The organism is Allorhizobium borbori (genome assembly GCF_014196535.1).
Taxonomy (GTDB): domain Bacteria; phylum Pseudomonadota; class Alphaproteobacteria; order Rhizobiales; family Rhizobiaceae; genus Ectorhizobium; species Ectorhizobium borbori.
The window spans coordinates 286994-303468 of record NZ_JACIDU010000002.1 but is presented as its reverse complement, the minus strand read 5'-3'; the positions used below and the strand labels follow the sequence as shown (position 1 = coordinate 303468).

Below are 16475 nucleotides of genomic sequence, written 5' to 3'. Positions count from 1 at the left end.
ATGGCGGCTTAAAGCCGCCATTTCTGTCTGTAAAAGGCTGTCGGTTTCAACGCTTCAGCATGCGCGGGTCGAGTGCATCGCGCACGGCGTCGCCAAGGTAGTTGACGCTCAGAACCGTCAGTGAGATTGCCAGACCCGGCCATATGACGCGGGACGGGTTGATCTGCAGGAAGTTCGCGCCATCGAACAGCAGGCGGCCCCAGGTCGGGAAATCCGAGGGGAAGCCAAGACCGAGGAAGGACAGCGCCGATTCCGTGATGATGGCCGATGCGATGCCGAGCGTTGCCGACACCATGATCGAACTCATGACATTCGGCAGGATGTGACGCAGCACGATGCGCCATTCCCGCATGCCGCTGGACTTCGCCGCCAGAATGAATTCCTGGCTTTTGACCGCCAGCACATCGCCGCGCACAATGCGCGCCGTGTGCATCCAGCTCGTGATCCCGATGACGAAGACGATCAGGATGAAAATGCCGGTTTCCGGACCGAAGGCGGCCCTGAGCGTATCGCGAAACAGCATGATGATGACGAGGAGTAGCGGCAGCAGCGGCAGCGCCAGAAACAGATCGGTGAGCCGCATCAGCGGACCGTCGAGCTTCTTGATGTAGCCGGAAATGACGCCGACCAGCGTGCCGAGAACCAGTGACAAGAGCATGGCGGTGATGCCGACGGCGAGCGAGATGCGCCCGCCGGCGAGGATCTGCGCCAGCATGTCATGGCCAAGATTGTCCGTGCCAAGCGGATGCAGGACGCTCGGTCCCTGGTTCTTGGCGCGGATATCGATCTTGTTGGGGTCGATCGTGTGGATATAGGGACCCACGAAGACTGCAAGAACGATGAAGATGAACACGCAGAGGCCGATGAGGCCGCCGGTATGCTTGCGGAACTGGCCCCATATCTCGCGGGTGAGGGAGCGCGCCGGCGGCTGCGGCGCGGCGGCGGTGGTCGCGTCAGTCATAGCGGATCCTCGGGTCGAGAATGCCGTAGAGAACGTCGGCAATCAGGTTGAAAAGCACGATCAGCACCGCGAAGATGAAAGTCAGCGTCTGCACCAGCGGAATGTCTGCTCCCTGGATCGCGGTGATGAGCAACTGCCCGAGACCGTTCACGCGAAAGATCTGCTCGGTGATGATGGCGCCGGAGAAGATCGTCGGCACGCCGAGTGCGATCACGGTTACGACCGGGATAAGGCTGTTGCGCAGAACGTGAACGAGAAGAATGATGTTTTCCTTCACGCCCTTGGCGCGGGCGGTGCGAACATAATCCTGGTTCAGGTTATCGAGCATCGAGGCGCGCACGAAGCGGGCGATCTGCGAAGTGTTGTAAAGCGTCAGCACGATGACCGGGAGCGCCATCTGCTTGATCTGGAACATCAGGCTCGCAAAGTCCGTGACCTGATGGTTGGTGTCGTAGACCGACGGGAACCATTGCAGCCATGAACTGAAGATGACGATGAGCACCACGCCGGTGAAGAAGGTGGGCACTGAGAAGCCGACCATCGAGACGAAGGTGCCGATCTGGTCGAAGATCGAATATTGCTTGTAGGCCGATATGACGCCGATCGGGATCGAGATGATGACGGCGAGCAGGTAGGACAGGCCGACAACCCACAGCGTCTGCGGCAGGCGCTCCACGATGAGATCAACCACGGGCGAGCGGGTTGCCCAGGAGAGGATGCGCATGCGGCTGCCATCGCCGATCTGCCAGCCGGTCATCTTTTCCAGCAGGTTGAGCGGCTCGTTGATGAAGAATTGCTGCATCCACAGCAGGTAGCGGATGAAAAAGGGCTGATCCAGACCCAGCGAAGCCCGGATCTGTTCGCGCACTTCCGGCGGAATTGTCAGCGGGAGTTCACCCGTCGGGTCGTTCGGGGCAAGATCCAGCAGCGCGAAGATGATGAAACTGATGACGAGCAGCGTCGGTATTGCAAACAAAAGCCGTCGCAGCGTGTAATTGAACATGAACGCCTCCTGATCGGCAAAAATCGAATGCGAAAATGCCGGGCTCCCCGTCGGGAGAGCCCGGCATCCGGCATCTTACTTCTTGCGGGACCAGTCAGCGGCGTTCCACAGTTCGGAATCCCAGGCGTTCATGTTCACACCGGCGAGGGTGTTCGAGATCGCGGAGGGTTGACCACGGTGGATGAGCGGGATGTGCGCGCCTTCTGCGGTCAGCATGTCGTTGGCCTTCTTGGCCAGTTCGGCACGCTTGGCGAGGTCGCCGGTCTTGGCCAGTTCAGCGACGATCTTGTCGTAATCCGGGTTGCAATAACGCGGAATGTTCTGGCCCTGCCAGCCGTTGGCGGGCGACGGGATCTTGTCGCAGAGCCATTCTGCCAGGTACTTTTCAGGATCGGTGCCGTCGAAGTTGTTGGTGTACATTTCAACGTCGGCATAGAATTTCTGGAAGGTGTCGGGGCTGGCCGGATCACCGCCGAAGAAGACGGACGCGGCAACGTTGCGCAGTTCGGATGCAACGCCGATCTGCTGCCACCAGTCCTTGACGAGCGCCTGCGTGCCCTGACGGACCGAGTTGGTCGAGGTCTGGTAGAGGAAGGAAAGTTTCACGCCATCCTTGGCGCGAATGCCGTCCGAACCCTTCTTCCAGCCGGCTTCGTCGAGCAGCTTGTTGGCGCCGTCGATGTCCTGCTTCAGGCACCAGTCATTGGTCGTGGAAATGTAGATATCCGGGGCCGGAACGATGTTGCAGGTCGGCTTGCCGGCTTCGCCGTAACCGACTTCATCGATGACTTCGCGGTCGATGGCCATCGACAGGGCCTTGCGCACGGCCGGGTCCTTGAGCGCCGGATGCGGGCCGGCCTCCTTGGTGGAGCGCTTGTCGCCGAGCGCCGGGTCCGGATTGAACCAGTTGAGGTTGATACGTTCGACCTGCGTGCCGAATGCGGTTTCGATCTTGCCCTTGCCCTTGGCGATCATGGTGGCGAGCACTTCCGGCTCCACCTGCATGTTCCAAGCATAGTCGAATTCGCCGGTTTCGAGAACGGCGCGGGCGGCCGAGGGAGCGTCACCGCCGCCTTTGAGCGTCACGGAAGCGAAGGCCGGCTTGGCGGCATCGCGATAGTTCGGGTTGGCGACATAGGTCACCACGTCATTCGGCTTGAATTCCTTCACGACGAACGGACCGGTGCCGATGGGGCCGAAGTTGGCCGAGGTGCAGCCCGGAGCCTTGGCGCCGACGCAATCCTTGAACTGTGCCTTCTGAATGATCGGAGACTGGGCGCCGACGAAGGCGCTGTAGGGGTAGTATTTCGGCTCGGTGAAGGTGACTTTGACCGTAGTGGGGTCGAGCGCTTCGACGGACTTCACGCCCTCATACTGGGCCTTCTGCGCGCAGCCGCCATCGGGCGCGGTGCAGTACTGCCAGGTAAAGATCACGTCTTCTGCCGTAAAGGGCGTGCCGTCCGACCACTTGACGCCCGGCTTCAGCTTCCAGGTGATGCTCGTCATGTCTTTGGCCACGCCGCCATTGTCGACGGTCGGAATTTCGGTCACGAGCCAGGGCGTCAGAGTGCCGGTCTGGTCGTAGCGGGCGAGTGGTTCAATCGTCAGCGAGGAACTGTAGATTTCCTTGGTGCCGCCGGACAGATAGGGATTGAGGGTGGAAACGGCCTGCCAGAACAGGATCTTCAGATCGCCGTCGGTCGCGCGTTCGGCATTGGCCGCAGTGCCGGCGAGCGCCAGCGCGGCGGCCGTGCTTGCCAGAAATACCGTAAGTTTCTTCATACGTTTTCCCCTTGATGTGGGTGCGGCGAACGGTGCACTTTGCAATGCCCGGCCTCATCGACCCCGGATTTTCTTATCGCTTTGGATGTCGTTCAAAAACTTTTCCAACAGGCTTTACGACGCTTCCGGCGATTGCAACCGGGCAGCGCGCCGGAAACTTTCCGTAATTGTATAGTCTTGTCAAGCTGTTGTTTTGCAGGAATTTTTTGCGGCTTCGCATGAGTTGCAGGAAAGTTTTCGCAAAGTTGACATTTCAGTCAACGCGGTCGAAGTGCCGAAAATTTACGCCATCTAAACATAGGCCTATTTTTCGTTCAAGGGTCAAAATCGCAGCTTGCAAAACGGTTGAAACCTATCCCAATATACCGGCTTCGCCGTCTACCCGATGCCTGGAGAATGCCTGATATGCCGATTCTGAACCGTGTGAACGAAATGCAGGAAGAAGTCGCCGGCTGGCGCCGCAAGCTGCATGAAACGCCGGAACTGCTTTACGATCTGACGGAGACGTCGCGTTTTGTGGCCGAGCGTCTGGCCGAATTCGGCGTTGACCAGATCGATACCGGCATCGGCCGCACGGGCGTTGTCGCCATAATCAAGGGTCGTCTGGGCGATGGGCCGACCATCGGCATGCGTGCCGACATGGATGCGCTGCCGATCAACGAGACGAGTGGCAAGCCCTGGGCTTCCAAGAATCCTGGCAAGGCCCATTCCTGTGGTCATGATGGCCACACGGCCATGCTGCTCGGCGCGGCCAAGTATCTGGCGGAAACGCGTAATTTTTCCGGTTCCGTGGCGCTGATCTTCCAGCCCGCCGAAGAAGGCGGTGCAGGCGCGAAGGCCATGATCGATGATGGCCTGATGAAGAATTACGGCATTACCGAGGTCTATGGCATGCACAATTCGCCGGGCATGCCGGTCGGCCAGTTCGCTTCGCGACCCGGTTCCGTCATGGCGGCCTCCGATACGTTCGAGATTGTCGTAACCGGTCGTGGCGGCCATGCCTCGGCACCGCATACGACGATCGATCCGGTTCTTGCCTCTGCCCATGTCATCGTGGCGTTGCAGAGCATCGTATCGCGCGAGACCGACCCGCTGAAATCGTTGGTGATTACCGTCACCACGACCCATGGCGGCGATGCCTATAATGTGATCCCCAACGAAGTGCGGCTGACGGGGACGGTGCGCACGCTTCTGCCGGAGACCCGTGATTTCGCTGAAAAGCGTCTGGTGGAAGTTGCCAGCGCCGCCGCCTCTCTTTGCGGTGCGACGGCGAAAGTGAATTATGTGCGCGGCTATCCCGTGACCTTCAACCACGAACAGCAGACCGAGTTTGCGGTTGACGTTGCCCGCAAGGTGGCTGGCGAGACGGCCGTGAACGACAACATGGCGCCGGTCATGGGCGCGGAAGATTTCTCCTACATGCTGGAAGCAAAGCCGGGCGCGTTCCTGTTCCTCGGCAATGGTGACACGCCCGTCCTGCATCACTCGTCCTATGATTTCAACGACGAAGCGATCCCCTATGGCATCAGCTATTGGGTGACGCTGGCCGAGACGAAGCTGGCCGCCTGAAGCGATCCGACGTGAACATATAGAAAAAAGGGGAAAAAATGGCGTCTGGAACGATCGGCAGCGGGGCCGCAGAGCCCGTTCTCTCGGTCAAGGGGCTGACCACGTCCTTCCGCTCCGGTGACGGGTGGAAGAGCGTGGTACGGGATATGAGCTTCGATGTCGCTCCGAGGGAAACGGTGGCCATCGTCGGCGAATCCGGTTCCGGCAAGAGCGTTACGTCGCTGTCGATCATGCGGCTTCTTCAAAAGAACGTGAGCCGCATCGAAGGTTCGGTCAAGCTTGCGGGCCGCGAGCTTCTGACGCTTTCCGAGGAAGAGATGCGGCATGTCCGTGGCAAGGACATTTCGATGATCTTCCAGGAGCCGATGACCTCGCTCAACCCGATCTTCCCGATCGGCAAGCAGATTGCCGAGGCGCTGACCTGCCATCAGGATATCAGCTTCAAGGACGCCAAGGCGGAGGTGCTGCGCCTTCTGGAGAAAGTGCGGATTCCCAATGCCAAGGGCCGTTTCGACGAATATCCGCACCAGTTTTCCGGCGGCATGCGCCAGCGCGTGATGATCGCCATGGCGCTGGCCTCCAAGCCCAGGCTTCTCATCGCCGACGAACCCACGACGGCGCTTGACGTGACGATCCAGGGCCAGATCCTCGACCTCATCAAGCAGTTGCAGGAAGAGGAGGGGATGGCGGTGCTCTTCATCACCCACGACATGGGTGTGGTGGCGGAAGTGGCCGATCGCACCATCGTAATGTTCCGCGGTGATGTGGTGGAAACCGGCACGACGGACGACATCTTCAATCGTGGCCATCACCCTTATACGCGAGCGCTTTTGTCCGCCGTACCGAAGCTCGGGTCCATGAAGGGCGAGAAGGCCCCGCTGCGCTTTCCCATCGTCGATGTTGCGACGGGCTCGATGAGCGAAGCAAAGCCGGTGCTCACCACGATTTCCGCGACGACGCCGATTGTCGAGGTCAAGAACCTCACTACCCGCTTCACGATCCGTTCAGGTCTGCTCGGCCGCCCCTCGGGCGCGGTCCATGCGGTGGAGGATGTGTCCTTCAGCCTGTCGCCGGGTGAAACCCTTTCGCTGGTCGGCGAATCCGGCTGCGGAAAATCCACGACCGGTCGGTCCATCACCCGCCTCATCGAGCCGACGAGCGGTTATGTGAATGTTGACGGGTTCGATACGCTGACGCTGGGCAAGGCCGAACTGCGCACCATGCGCCGGTCGATCCAGATGATCTTTCAGGACCCCTTCGCCAGCCTCAATCCGCGCATGACCGTGGGGTCGGCGGTGATGGAACCGTTCATCGAACACGGACTGGGTTCCAAATCCGATGCGCGCGACAAGGCGGCGGACCTGTTGAAGAAGGTCGGGCTTTCCGGCGACATGATGAAGCGCTATCCGCATGAATTCTCCGGCGGCCAGCGCCAGCGCGTGGCGATTGCCCGCTCGCTGATGCTCGATCCCAAGGTGATCGTGGCGGACGAGGCGGTTTCGGCGCTCGATGTCTCGATCAAGGCGCAGGTGTGCAACCTGTTGATGGACCTGCAGGAAAGCCTGAACCTCGCCTATCTCTTCATCAGCCACGACATGGCGGTGGTGGAGCGGGTGAGCCATCGTGTTGCCGTCATGTATCTCGGTGAGATCGTCGAGATCGGGCCGCGCGAGGCGCTGTTTGAAAACCCGCAGCATCCCTATACCCGCAAGCTGATGGCGGCCGTTCCGGTGCCCGACCCGGCCCGCCGCCATCTGCGCCGCAACCTGTCGACCGACGAGATCAAGAGCCCCATTCGCCCGGTCGGCTACGTGGCCCCCAAGCGCAGCTATATCGAGATTTCGCCCGGTCATCTTGTGCAGGTCACGGAGGGCGAGGCGGCCCTTGCCGCCTGATCCCTCATGCGCGTTGCCCTTTACCAGATGCAGGCGACGCCCGGAGCGGTGGCGGATAATCTTGCTCGTATCGAGCAGGCGGTCTTCGCCGCGTCAATCATGGGCGCGGCGCTTCTCGTCACGCCGGAAATGTCGGTCACCGGCTATGCGCTGGGTGCGGAGACCGCGTCTTTTGCCGAGCCTGCGGATGGGCCGATATTGGCCCGGTTGGAGGCGATGGCCGCCGCCCGCAATATTGCGGTCGTCGCGGGTTTTCCCGAGCGATTGGGTGACGCCATTTATAACAGCGCCGCGCTGGTGCGGCCGGACGGGACGATTGAAGTCTACCGCAAGTGCCACCTTTACGGCGCTCTGGAGCGCGAAGCCTTCCGGGCATCGGACACGCCGCCGGCTGTTTTCCAGATCGGTGGGCTGAAGGCGGCAATGGTCATCTGCTACGATGTCGAATTTCCTGAATTCGTGCGGTCTGCTGCCTTGGCCGGAGCTGAGTTGCTGATCGTGCCGACGGCGCTGGCGGCCTCCGAGGCCAATCGCATGATTCCGGACAGGATCGTGCCGGCCCGGGCGCTGGAGAACCAGATGTTCGTGATTTACGCCGATCTCTGCGGCAGCGATGGTGTGCTCGATTATGAGGGGCATTCCGTGATCTGTTCGCCGGATGGCGCCCATCTCGCCCGCGCGGGGCGGGGAGAAGCACTCATTACGGTCGATCTCGACCGCAACCTTTATGCGTCATCCATGGCGGAACTGCCTTATCTTGCCGAGCGCCGGCCCGAACTCTACGGCGCCGTTGTCGGGAAGCGGGTCTGACAGGGCCGGTTCAATCGCTTGTGAGCGATCCCGCGTTGCTTTCGCGCGGCTTCGTCGTTAAGGCCGGTTGCGATGCAACGGCGGGAGAATGGCATGAGCGGTGACGAGCGTACTGGCGACAGCCATCGCTTTTCCGATATTCTCGTTTCGCTGGCCATGGACGAGACGCGCGAGCGCGTCTCCGTCGGGGATCTGTTCGAGCGTCTGGGTGACCGCGCTTTCGGCGCGTTGATGCTGGCCTTCGCGCTTCCGAATATCGTGCCGACGCCGCCCGGCACCTCGGCGATCACCGGCACGCCGCTTGTCTTTCTTTCGGCCCGGCTGGCGCTTGGCCTGTCGCCCTGGCTTCCCGGCTTCATCACCCGCCGTTCCATGGCGCGGACGGATTTCGCCGTGGTCGTCAACCGCATATCGCCCTGGCTGGCGCGGGCGGAGCGGATGCTGATACCGCGTTTCGGCGTGCTGACGGGCGAGCCGGTGGATTATCTGGCGGGTCTCGTCTGTTTCGTGCTGGCTGTGGTGCTGGCCCTGCCCATTCCGCTCGCCAATATCCTGCCGGCCATTTCGATCTGTCTTTTCGCGCTCGGGCTGATCGAAAAGGACGGGCTGTTCACGTTGGCCGGGTTCGCCGTGGCGGTGGTTTCCATGATCGTGGCCGGAGGGGTTATCTTCGCCTTCTTCAAGGCAGCGGTTTTCCTGATCGGCGGCGTCTTCGTCTGAAAGCCTTGCCGCGTGCGGCCTGCCTTCCTAAATCAGTTTCACGATCATCCGGAGACGACCCTCATGATTTTCGACTCGGCCAGGCTTGCCCTCGTCAATCTTCTTGCGCCTGAAACGCGCTCGGCCTTCTGGAAATCGCTGGGGCTGACGATCCTCATTCTGATCGCGCTGTGGATTTCGCTGCGCGAAACCTTCGTCTACTGGGTTCTGCCGATGCTGCAGACCTTCATTCCCGATCTGCCGGAATGGGCTGGCTGGTTCGGTTTTGTCGTCGCCATTCTTGCCAGCCTCGGGCTGGCGCTGGCGCTGGCGTTGCTGATTGCGCCGGTGACGGCGCTGGTGGCCGGCGTCTTTCTCGATGACGTGGCCGAGGTGATCGAAAAGCGCGATTTTCCCGAGGATCCGCCGGGCCGGGCCATGCCACTTGGCGAGGCCATCGTCGCTTCGCTGAAATTTCTCGGCGTCGTCATTGTCGGCAACATCGTGGCGCTCTTCCTGCTGCTCGTGCCGGGCATCAACATCATCGCCTTCTTTCTGGTGAACGGCTATCTGCTAGGGCGTGAGTTCTTCGAGTTTGCCGCCATGCGCTTCCGCACGCCGGCGGAGGCACGGGAGTTCCGGGCGAAGAACTCGGCCATCGTCTTCACCGCCGGTCTGGTGATTGCCGCCTTCCTCGCCATTCCCTTCGTCAACCTCATGACACCGCTGTTTGCGGCCGGGTTGATGGTGCATCTGCACAAGCGGCTTTCCCGGCGCGATGCCGTCATGGCCAGCGTCCGTCAGGCGTCGACCGGGGTTTAGTCGATCATCTGCGGCGGCAGTTCCACGAGCGGGGCCGGCACGTCGCAGGTCTTTTCCGGCGATTTGCAGAGATCGGCGATCACGCATTTTTCGCATTCGGGCTTGCGCGCCTTGCAGCAGTAGCGCCCGTGCAGAATGAGCCAGTGGTGGGCGTGGAAAAGATAGTCCTCGGGAATGATCGCCAGCATTTTCTGCTCCACCTCGTCCGGGGTCTTGCCCGGCGCCAGACAGAGCCGGTTGGCGATGCGCAGGATGTGGGTATCGACAGCGAGGGTCGGTATCCCGAAAGCCATGGACATCACGACGTTCGCCGTCTTGCGTCCAACGCCCGGCAAGGTCACCAGTTCCTCCCGGGTTTTGGGCACCTCGCCATTGAAATCGGTTATGAGCTTTTCCGAAAGGGCGATGACGTTCTTTGCCTTGTTGCGGAAGAGCCCGATGGTCTTGATGTAGTCGCGCAGCTTTTCCTCACCCAGCGCCAGCATCTTTTCCGGCGTATCGGCCACCTTGAACAGTTCCTTCGTCGCCCTGTTGACGCCGGCATCGGTGGCCTGCGCCGAAAGCGCCACGGCCACCAGCAACGTGAAAGGATTGGTGTGGGCAAGCTCGCCCTTCGGCTCCGGCCGCTGGATCGAGAAGCGGCGGAAGATTTCGCGCAGGTCTGCCTCGCTGTAGGGCGATTTGAACTTGCGCTTGCGGGGCGTGGTCTTGGCAGGCTTGGTGGGCATGGGAAACTCTGTCCGTGGATGGGCGCAAGAATCGGGTGGCAAAGCCCGGCGCATCGTGGTCCTCTGCGTTACAAAGGAGAATGACGATGCTTGTCAATGCCGTATCCGCGACCGACATCACGCCCGAAGGCAGCGATTACGAGACCGTGCGCCGGGTGATCGAGATGATTACCAATGATTACCGCGAGCAACCGTCGCTGGAAACCATTGCCGAACGGCTCGGACAGTCACCGACGCAGTTGCAGAAGGTGTTCACGCGCTGGGCGGGCCTGTCGCCCAAGGCCTTTCTTCAGGCGGTGACGCTCGATCACGCCAAACGTCTGCTCGGGCAGGAGCGGCTGCCCCTGCTCGAAACATCGTTCGAGGTCGGCCTCTCCGGTCCCGGTCGCCTGCACGATCTTTTCGTCACGCATGAGGCCATGTCACCCGGCGAGTGGAAGGCGCGCGGTGGTGGTCTGACGATCCGCTACGGCTTTCATCCTTCGCCCTTCGGTCTGGCGCTGGTCATGATCACGGAACGCGGCCTTGCCGGCCTTGCCTTTGCCGATCTCGGCGGTGAACGTGCCTGTTACGAGGACATGGCGCAGCGCTGGCCCAATGCCACCTATGTGGAAGACAGTGCCGCGACCGCGCCCTATGCCGCCCATATTTTCGATCCCGGCAAATGGTCGTGCGAACAGCCGCTCCGGGTAGTGCTGATCGGCACGGATTTTCAGGTCCGGGTGTGGGAAAGCCTGTTGAAGATCCCGCTTGGCAAGGCCGTCACCTATTCCGACCTCGCGCGGGATATCGGCCAGCCGACGGCCAGCCGGGCGGTGGGGGCGGCGGTCGGACGAAACCCCATTTCCTTCGTCGTGCCGTGCCATCGCGCGCTTGGAAAGAGCGGTGCTTTGACCGGCTATCACTGGGGCCTGACCCGCAAGCGGGCCATGCTTGGCTGGGAAGCCGCTCAAATGTCCTGATCGGGCCAAATTCCTTGACGACGCGCGGCAGGCGGGGAATAGTCGGCCTCCAAAATGGCAGGAACAGAGGAAAGCCCCCATGACGTCCAAGCTTGACCAGCTCCGCGCGATCACGACCGTCGTTGCCGATACCGGCGATATCGAAGCTGTCGCCCGTCTGAAGCCGGTGGATTGCACGACCAATCCCACCATCGTGCTCAAGGCATTGCAGACGCCGGCTTTTGAAGAGACCTTTGCCGAGGCGGTGAAGTGGGGCAAGAGCCAGGGCGGCTCGTCCGAAGCGGTCACCGCCGCGGTGGCCGACCGTCTGGCGATTTCCGTTGGTGCGGCGCTTGCCGCCCTCGTTCCGGGCCGCGTCTCGACTGAAGTAGACGCCGATCTCTCCTTCGATACGGCCGCCTCCGTCGCCAAGGCGCATCAGATCATCGCCGCCTATCAGGCGCGCGGCATCGGGCGCGAGCGTATCCTCATCAAGCTTGCCTCGACGTGGGAAGGCATCCGCGCGGCGGAAGTACTGCAGAAGGAAGGTATCGACTGCAATCTGACGCTGCTCTTCTCCAAGGCCCAGGCCATTGCCTGTGCAGAGGCCGGCGCCTTCCTCATCTCGCCCTTCGTCGGCCGCATTCTCGACTGGTACAAGAAGACGACCGGCGAAACCTATACGGCTGAAACCGATCCGGGTGTTGTTTCGGTCCGTGCGATCTACAACTACTACAAGGCCAACGGCATCAAGACGGTGGTCATGGGCGCCTCCTTCCGCAATGCCGGCGAGATCGAGGCACTGGCCGGTTGCGACCGCCTGACGATCAGCCCTGCGCTGCTTGAGGAACTCGACAAGGATACGGGCACGCTGGCGCGGGTGCTGTCACCCGAAACGGTGACGCCGGAGCCGCTGGTTTCGCTGGACGAGAAAGCCTTCCGCTGGGCGCTTAACGAGGATGCGATGGCGACGGAAAAGCTTTCCGAAGGCATTCGCCTCTTCGCCAAGGATCTCGGCACGCTGCGCGACAAGGTGAAAGCTGCTCTCGCAGCCTGATCCGCATGCTCGTTTCCATTCGTCGCCATCCGGCCTTCTTTACCGCCATCATGACCGCCGCCATTGCGGCGGTCTTCCTGCTCTGGCAGGAGCGGACGATCATCCGGGCGCTTCTGGTGTGGAATCTGGCGATCCTCGTCTATCTCGCGGTCGTCTGGTCGCGCATGCTTACCTCGGGTGTCGAGCGGCTGAAGCGCCGCGCCGCCGATCTCGACTTTTCCGACTCCGTCATCCTTATCCTGTCCATTCTGGCCGCACTGGCGAGCCTCGTCGGCATCGCCTTCGAGGTCATCGGCTCCCGCGAGGGACCGATGGACGCGAAGATTATCGGCGCGACCTTTGCCATGGTCACGGTCCTTATGGCGTGGACCTTCCTGCACACGCTGTTCACCCTGCATTACGCCCATCGTTTCTATTCGGATGATGGCGATGGCGGCGGGCTGCTCTTTCCCGAACAGGAGGAAGAGCCCGGCTACTGGGACTTTCTTTATTTCGGTTTCACCATCGGCGTTGCGGCACAGACAGCGGATGTATCCGTCACTTCCACGCGCATGCGGCGCCTCGTGACGTTGCATTCGATCCTGTCGTTCCTGTTCAACACCACCATTCTGGCGCTGGCGATCAATATCGGCGCCAGTCTCGTTTGATGGTCAGGCCGCGACGATGGCCTTTGCCTGACGGTGAGCGACGATCCGGTTGCGGATGAAGGCGAGAATGAAGAGCCCGCTCATGACCAGAACGATGGTTGGGGCGGGGGCGCTGTCGATGAAGAAGCTGGCATAGATGCCGGTGAAGACGGCGAAGAGTGCGGCGGTCACCGCGGTCACCAGCATGCCGCCGAAGGTGCGGGCCACGAGGAAGGCGATGGAGCCGGGCGCGACCAGCAGGGCAATGGCCAGAATAATGCCAACCGATGTCAGTGCGCCGACAACGACGAGCGACAACACCACCAGCAGGCCGTAGTGCAGCAGGCCGACTTTCAGCCCGATGGCGCGGGCGTGGTGCGGATCGAAGGCGTGAACCATCAGATCCTTGCGCAGGATGAGCAGAAAGGCGGTGGCGGCAACCGCGATCGCCAACGCTTCCACCATGTCAGGTGCCGTAATGCCCAGCATGTCGCCGAACAGGATGTGGTCGAGATGGACGCCGCTCTGAACCTTGACGATCAGGACGACGCCGAGGCCGAACATGCCGGAAAAGACGATACCGAGCACCGTGTCTTCCTTGACGCGGCTGTTGTTCTTGATGAAGCCTGCCGAAATGGCGCAGACCATGCCGGCGGCGAAAGCACCGACCGCGAGAGGCAGGCCGGCGGCGTAGGCCAGTACCACGCCGGGCAACACGGCATGGGACACGGCGTCGCCCATCAGCGACCAGCCCTTCAGCACAAGATAGCAGGAGAGGAGCGCCATGGGCAGCGCAATCGCCAGCGTGATGATGAAGGCATTGCGCATGAAATCGACCTGCAATGGCAGGAGCAGCATGGAAATCGTGTCGTTCATGGTGTGTCGCCCGCGGCTGTAGCCTTGGCCCTTGCGCGGTTGGCAAGCATGCCGTGGCGTGGTGCGAAGATGAAGGCGGTCAGGAAGATCAGCGTTTGCAATACGACGATGATGCCGCCGGTGGCGCCATCGAGGAAGAAGCTGAGATAGGCACCTGTGAAGCTGGTGACGGCGCCGATGGCAAGCGACAGCCAGATGAGGCGGCCGAAACGGTCCGTCAGCAGATAGGCGGTGGCACCGGGTGTGACGACCATGGCGACGACGAGAAAGGCGCCAACCGTCTGCATGGCCGCGACCGTGGAGGCGGAGAGCAGTGTGAAGAACAGGATCTTCATGGCGCGCGGATGCAGGCCGATGGTGCGGGCATGGGTTTCATCGAAGAACACCGCCATCAGGTCCTTCCACTTGGCGGTCAGGATCGTCAGGCTGACCGCGCCGATAACGACGAGTTGCAGCGCATCCCCCGGCGAAATCGCCAGAATGTTGCCCATGACGATGGTCTGGATGCTGATCGAAACCGGCGAGATCGAGATCATGAACAGGCCGAGACCGAAGAAGGAGGAGAAAATCATGCCGATGATGGCATCTTCCTTCAGCTTGGTACGGCTGGAAAGATAAAGCATGAAGGCGGCGGCAAGACCGCCGGACACGAAGGCGCCGAGTGCCAGCGGCAGGCCGAACATGTAGGCGCCGGCCACGCCCGGAACGATGGAATGGGACAGCGCGTCGCCGATCAGCGACCAGCCTTTCAGCATGAGATAGGCTGACAGGAAGCCACAGACCGCGCCCGTGAGCGCCGAAACCAGCATGGCGTTGACCATGTAGCCATAGGCGAAGGGATCAAGAAGCGTCGCCATTGGCCTCGCCTTTCTTCTCCTGAAGCGCCAGCCGCTCGCCGCCATACAGCACGAAGGGGCGTTCGTCATCGGTGATGACCTTGACGCGGCGCGGGTCCTCGTCATCGTGCAGATCATGCCCGCCGAGAACGAAGTGACGAAGTGCGCCGCCGAAGGCCTTCTCCAGATTGGCTTCGGTGAAGGTCGTATCGGTGGGGCCGAAGGCGATGACCGTACCCTTCACGAAAACCGAGTAATCGCAGAAATGCGGTACGCTGCCGAGATCGTGGGTGGAGACGAGCATCACCTTGCCTTCGCGGCGCAGTTCCGTCAGCAGGGTGATGATCTGTTCTTCCGTGGTGAGATCGACGCCGGTGAAGGGCTCATCGAGCAGAATGACATCGCTTTCCTGAGCCAGCGCGCGGGCAAGAAAGACGCGCTTCTTCTGTCCGCCGGACAATTCGCCGATCTGGCGCTTGCGGAAATCGCTCATATTGACGCGGGCCAGCGCATCGTCCACCGCCTTGCGGTCGCGGCGGCCGGGAATGCGCAGGAAATTCATGTGGCCGTAGCGGCCCATCATCACCACGTCTTCAACCAGAATGGGAAAGTTCCAGTCTACTTCCTCGCTTTGCGGCACATAGGCCACGAGGTTACGCGAAAGCGCCTTGCGAGCCGGCATGTCCAGAATGGTAATCTTGCCGGCCGAGGGTGTCTGGAAACCCATGATGGCCTTGAACAGCGTGGATTTGCCGGCGCCGTTCACCCCGATCAGCGCGGCGATGGAGCCGCGCGGCATGTGGAAACTTGCATCGCGCAGCGCCGTATGGCCGTTGCGGTAGGTGACGGTCACGCTGTCGACCACCAGTCCGGTACCGCGGCGCTTACCCATTTTCATCATCGGCTCAGTTCTTCCGCAATGGTGCCGGCGGTCACGGTCAGGAGATCGAGATAGGTGGGAACCGGACCATCCGGCTCGCTCAGCGAATCCACATAGAGAATGCCGCCGTAATGCGCGCCGGTCTCGCGGGCTATTTCCTTGGCCGGTTCCGGCGAGATCGTGCTTTCGGAAAACACCGTGGCGATCTTTTCGGCACGTACCGTATCAATGACGTGGCGCACCTGCTGCGGCGTGCCCTGCTGGTCGGCATTGACCGGCCAAAGGAAAAGCTCCTTCAGGCCGAAGTCGCGGGCGAGATAGGAAAAGGCGCCTTCGCTCGTCACCAGCCAGCGCCGTTCCGGTGGCAGGGCGGCGATGCGTTTGCGTGCCGGTTCCAGAGCATCGCGGATCTTCTGCGAATAGACTCGGGCGTTTTCGGCATAGGCGCTCGCGTTTGGCGGGTCGAGTGCGGCCAGCGCCTTTTCGATGTTTGCGACATAGATGAGGGCCGCATCCGGCGACATCCACGCATGCGGGTTGGGCTTGCCCTCATAGGCCCCGCCGCCGATTGCGATGGGTTCCACACCATCGGAAAGAGTGGCGCTCGGCACGTCCTTGATATGGGCAAGGAATTTCTCGAACCAGCTCTCAAGGTTAAGCCCGTTGCGCAGGACGAGATCGGCGTCGCGGGCGCGCATGATATCGAGCGGCGTCGGCTGGTAATTATGGATCTCCGCGCCGGGCTTGGTGATGCTTTCGACAATCGCGTGATCCCCCGCCACCTGCTGGGCCATGTCGGCGATGACGGTGAAGGTCGTGACCACCTTTGGTTTTTCCGCGGCGGATGCAGAGCCTGCCAGCAGCAGCGCGGCCAGAGTGGCGGAGAGGGTATGACGTAATTTCAACATCACCAAGGTTTCGATCCTTGTTGCAAACCATTCGCAACAAGATTGGGTATTCCGTCGAGCTTGTCAACGCTATTGCGAATTA

The 16475-nt window shown here is 61.3% G+C and carries 16 protein-coding genes; 8 read left to right on the top strand and 8 right to left on the bottom strand.

What is annotated here, in order from left to right; translation table 11 throughout:
* Positions 1–46: 46 nt before the first annotated feature.
* The 3 genes from GGQ66_RS03470 to GGQ66_RS03460 form a co-directional block, all read right to left on the bottom strand.
* Positions 47–961, bottom strand: coding sequence for an ABC transporter permease (locus GGQ66_RS03470; protein ID WP_183789420.1), 915 nt, complete (start codon positions 959–961; stop codon positions 47–49).
* The gene (locus tag GGQ66_RS03465) at positions 954–1964 is read right to left on the bottom strand and encodes an ABC transporter permease (RefSeq protein WP_183789418.1); all 1011 of its coding nucleotides are present in this window, start codon (positions 1962–1964) and stop codon (positions 954–956) included. The genes GGQ66_RS03470 and GGQ66_RS03465 overlap by 8 nt, the downstream gene beginning before the upstream one ends.
* Before the next feature lie 75 nt (positions 1965–2039).
* The gene (locus tag GGQ66_RS03460; protein WP_183789416.1) at positions 2040–3746 is read right to left on the bottom strand and encodes a peptide ABC transporter substrate-binding protein; all 1707 of its coding nucleotides are present in this window, start codon (positions 3744–3746) and stop codon (positions 2040–2042) included.
* A 405-nt stretch (positions 3747–4151) separates the two neighbouring features.
* On the opposite strand from GGQ66_RS03460, the gene GGQ66_RS03455 reads away from it, so the two are divergent.
* The 5 genes from GGQ66_RS03455 (at position 4152) to GGQ66_RS03435 (ending at position 9541) form a co-directional block, all read left to right on the top strand.
* Positions 4152–5315: a M20 aminoacylase family protein gene (locus tag GGQ66_RS03455; RefSeq protein ID WP_183789414.1), complete on the top strand. Its 1164-nt coding sequence runs from the start codon at positions 4152–4154 to the stop codon at positions 5313–5315.
* Positions 5316–5353: 38 nt separating this feature from the next.
* The gene (locus GGQ66_RS03450; RefSeq protein ID WP_183789412.1) at positions 5354–7210 is read left to right on the top strand and encodes an ABC transporter ATP-binding protein; all 1857 of its coding nucleotides are present in this window, start codon (positions 5354–5356) and stop codon (positions 7208–7210) included.
* A 6-nt stretch (positions 7211–7216) separates the two neighbouring features.
* Entirely contained in the window at positions 7217–8020 is an 804-nt protein-coding gene (locus tag GGQ66_RS03445) for a carbon-nitrogen hydrolase family protein (protein ID WP_183789410.1), read from the top strand.
* Between the two features lie 93 nt (positions 8021–8113).
* Positions 8114–8740 carry an exopolysaccharide biosynthesis protein gene (locus tag GGQ66_RS03440; RefSeq protein WP_237358770.1) on the top strand — a complete coding sequence of 209 codons (627 nt, stop codon included), beginning with the start codon at positions 8114–8116 and terminating at the stop codon, positions 8738–8740.
* Between the two features lie 63 nt (positions 8741–8803).
* Entirely contained in the window at positions 8804–9541 is a 738-nt protein-coding gene (locus GGQ66_RS03435; RefSeq protein WP_183789406.1) for a sulfate transporter family protein, read from the top strand.
* Here the strand turns inward: GGQ66_RS03435 and nth are convergent.
* Positions 9538–10269, bottom strand: a complete 732-nt coding sequence (gene nth, locus GGQ66_RS03430) for an endonuclease III (protein ID WP_183789404.1) — start codon at positions 10267–10269, stop codon at positions 9538–9540. The two genes, GGQ66_RS03435 and nth, sit on opposite strands and share 4 nt — an antisense overlap.
* Positions 10270–10349: 80 nt before the next feature.
* Between nth and GGQ66_RS03425 the strand changes: the two genes are divergently transcribed.
* The 3 genes from GGQ66_RS03425 to GGQ66_RS03415 all read left to right on the top strand — a co-directional run bounded on the left by GGQ66_RS03425 (position 10350) and on the right by GGQ66_RS03415 (position 12914).
* Complete coding sequence (locus tag GGQ66_RS03425) at positions 10350–11231, top strand: methylated-DNA--[protein]-cysteine S-methyltransferase (protein WP_370686278.1); 882 nt, start codon at positions 10350–10352, stop codon at positions 11229–11231.
* 79 nt (positions 11232–11310) lie between these two features.
* Positions 11311–12267 carry a transaldolase gene (tal, locus tag GGQ66_RS03420; protein WP_183789402.1) on the top strand — a complete coding sequence of 319 codons (957 nt, stop codon included), beginning with the start codon at positions 11311–11313 and terminating at the stop codon, positions 12265–12267.
* Between the two features lie 5 nt (positions 12268–12272).
* Positions 12273–12914 (top strand): DUF1345 domain-containing protein, encoded by a 642-nt coding sequence (locus GGQ66_RS03415; protein ID WP_183789400.1) that lies wholly within the window; start codon positions 12273–12275, stop codon positions 12912–12914.
* Positions 12915–12917: 3 nt separating this feature from the next.
* On the opposite strand, the gene GGQ66_RS03410 is transcribed toward GGQ66_RS03415, so the two are convergent.
* Genes GGQ66_RS03410 through GGQ66_RS03395 form a run of 4 tightly spaced genes read right to left on the bottom strand, consistent with a single transcriptional unit; the run spans position 12918 to position 16393 of the window.
* Positions 12918–13769, bottom strand: coding sequence for a metal ABC transporter permease (locus GGQ66_RS03410; protein WP_183789398.1), 852 nt, complete (start codon positions 13767–13769; stop codon positions 12918–12920).
* Positions 13766–14626, bottom strand: coding sequence for a metal ABC transporter permease (locus GGQ66_RS03405; protein WP_183789396.1), 861 nt, complete (start codon positions 14624–14626; stop codon positions 13766–13768). The genes GGQ66_RS03410 and GGQ66_RS03405 overlap by 4 nt, the downstream gene beginning before the upstream one ends.
* On the bottom strand, positions 14610–15503 hold the full coding sequence (locus GGQ66_RS03400) for a manganese/iron ABC transporter ATP-binding protein (RefSeq protein ID WP_183789655.1): 894 nt from the start codon (positions 15501–15503) through the stop codon (positions 14610–14612). The genes GGQ66_RS03405 and GGQ66_RS03400 overlap by 17 nt, the downstream gene beginning before the upstream one ends.
* On the bottom strand, positions 15503–16393 hold the full coding sequence (locus GGQ66_RS03395; protein WP_183789653.1) for a metal ABC transporter substrate-binding protein: 891 nt from the start codon (positions 16391–16393) through the stop codon (positions 15503–15505). The genes GGQ66_RS03400 and GGQ66_RS03395 overlap by 1 nt, the downstream gene beginning before the upstream one ends.
* Between the last annotated feature and the right edge of the window lie 82 nt (positions 16394–16475).

Bases quoted from the DNA above. Each gene is read 5' to 3' on its own strand.
- GGQ66_RS03470 (WP_183789420.1), bottom strand. From the start codon at position 961: ATGACTGACGCGACCACCGCCGCCGCGCCGCAGCCGCCGGCGCGCTCC.
- tal (WP_183789402.1), top strand. From the start codon at position 11,311: ATGACGTCCAAGCTTGACCAGCTCCGCGCGATCACGACCGTCGTTGCC.
- GGQ66_RS03400 (WP_183789655.1), bottom strand. From the start codon at position 15,503: ATGAAAATGGGTAAGCGCCGCGGTACCGGACTGGTGGTCGACAGCGTG.
- GGQ66_RS03465 (WP_183789418.1), bottom strand. From the start codon at position 1,964: ATGTTCAATTACACGCTGCGACGGCTTTTGTTTGCAATACCGACGCTG.
- GGQ66_RS03440 (WP_237358770.1), top strand. From the start codon at position 8,114: ATGAGCGGTGACGAGCGTACTGGCGACAGCCATCGCTTTTCCGATATT.
- GGQ66_RS03415 (WP_183789400.1), top strand. From the start codon at position 12,273: ATGCTCGTTTCCATTCGTCGCCATCCGGCCTTCTTTACCGCCATCATG.
- GGQ66_RS03395 (WP_183789653.1), bottom strand. From the start codon at position 16,393: ATGTTGAAATTACGTCATACCCTCTCCGCCACTCTGGCCGCGCTGCTG.
- GGQ66_RS03455 (WP_183789414.1), top strand. From the start codon at position 4,152: ATGCCGATTCTGAACCGTGTGAACGAAATGCAGGAAGAAGTCGCCGGC.
- GGQ66_RS03405 (WP_183789396.1), bottom strand. From the start codon at position 14,626: ATGGCGACGCTTCTTGATCCCTTCGCCTATGGCTACATGGTCAACGCC.
- nth (WP_183789404.1), bottom strand. From the start codon at position 10,269: ATGCCCACCAAGCCTGCCAAGACCACGCCCCGCAAGCGCAAGTTCAAA.
- GGQ66_RS03445 (WP_183789410.1), top strand. From the start codon at position 7,217: ATGCGCGTTGCCCTTTACCAGATGCAGGCGACGCCCGGAGCGGTGGCG.
- GGQ66_RS03425 (WP_370686278.1), top strand. From the start codon at position 10,350: ATGACGATGCTTGTCAATGCCGTATCCGCGACCGACATCACGCCCGAA.
- GGQ66_RS03435 (WP_183789406.1), top strand. From the start codon at position 8,804: ATGATTTTCGACTCGGCCAGGCTTGCCCTCGTCAATCTTCTTGCGCCT.
- GGQ66_RS03460 (WP_183789416.1), bottom strand. From the start codon at position 3,746: ATGAAGAAACTTACGGTATTTCTGGCAAGCACGGCCGCCGCGCTGGCG.
- GGQ66_RS03450 (WP_183789412.1), top strand. From the start codon at position 5,354: ATGGCGTCTGGAACGATCGGCAGCGGGGCCGCAGAGCCCGTTCTCTCG.
- GGQ66_RS03410 (WP_183789398.1), bottom strand. From the start codon at position 13,769: ATGAACGACACGATTTCCATGCTGCTCCTGCCATTGCAGGTCGATTTC.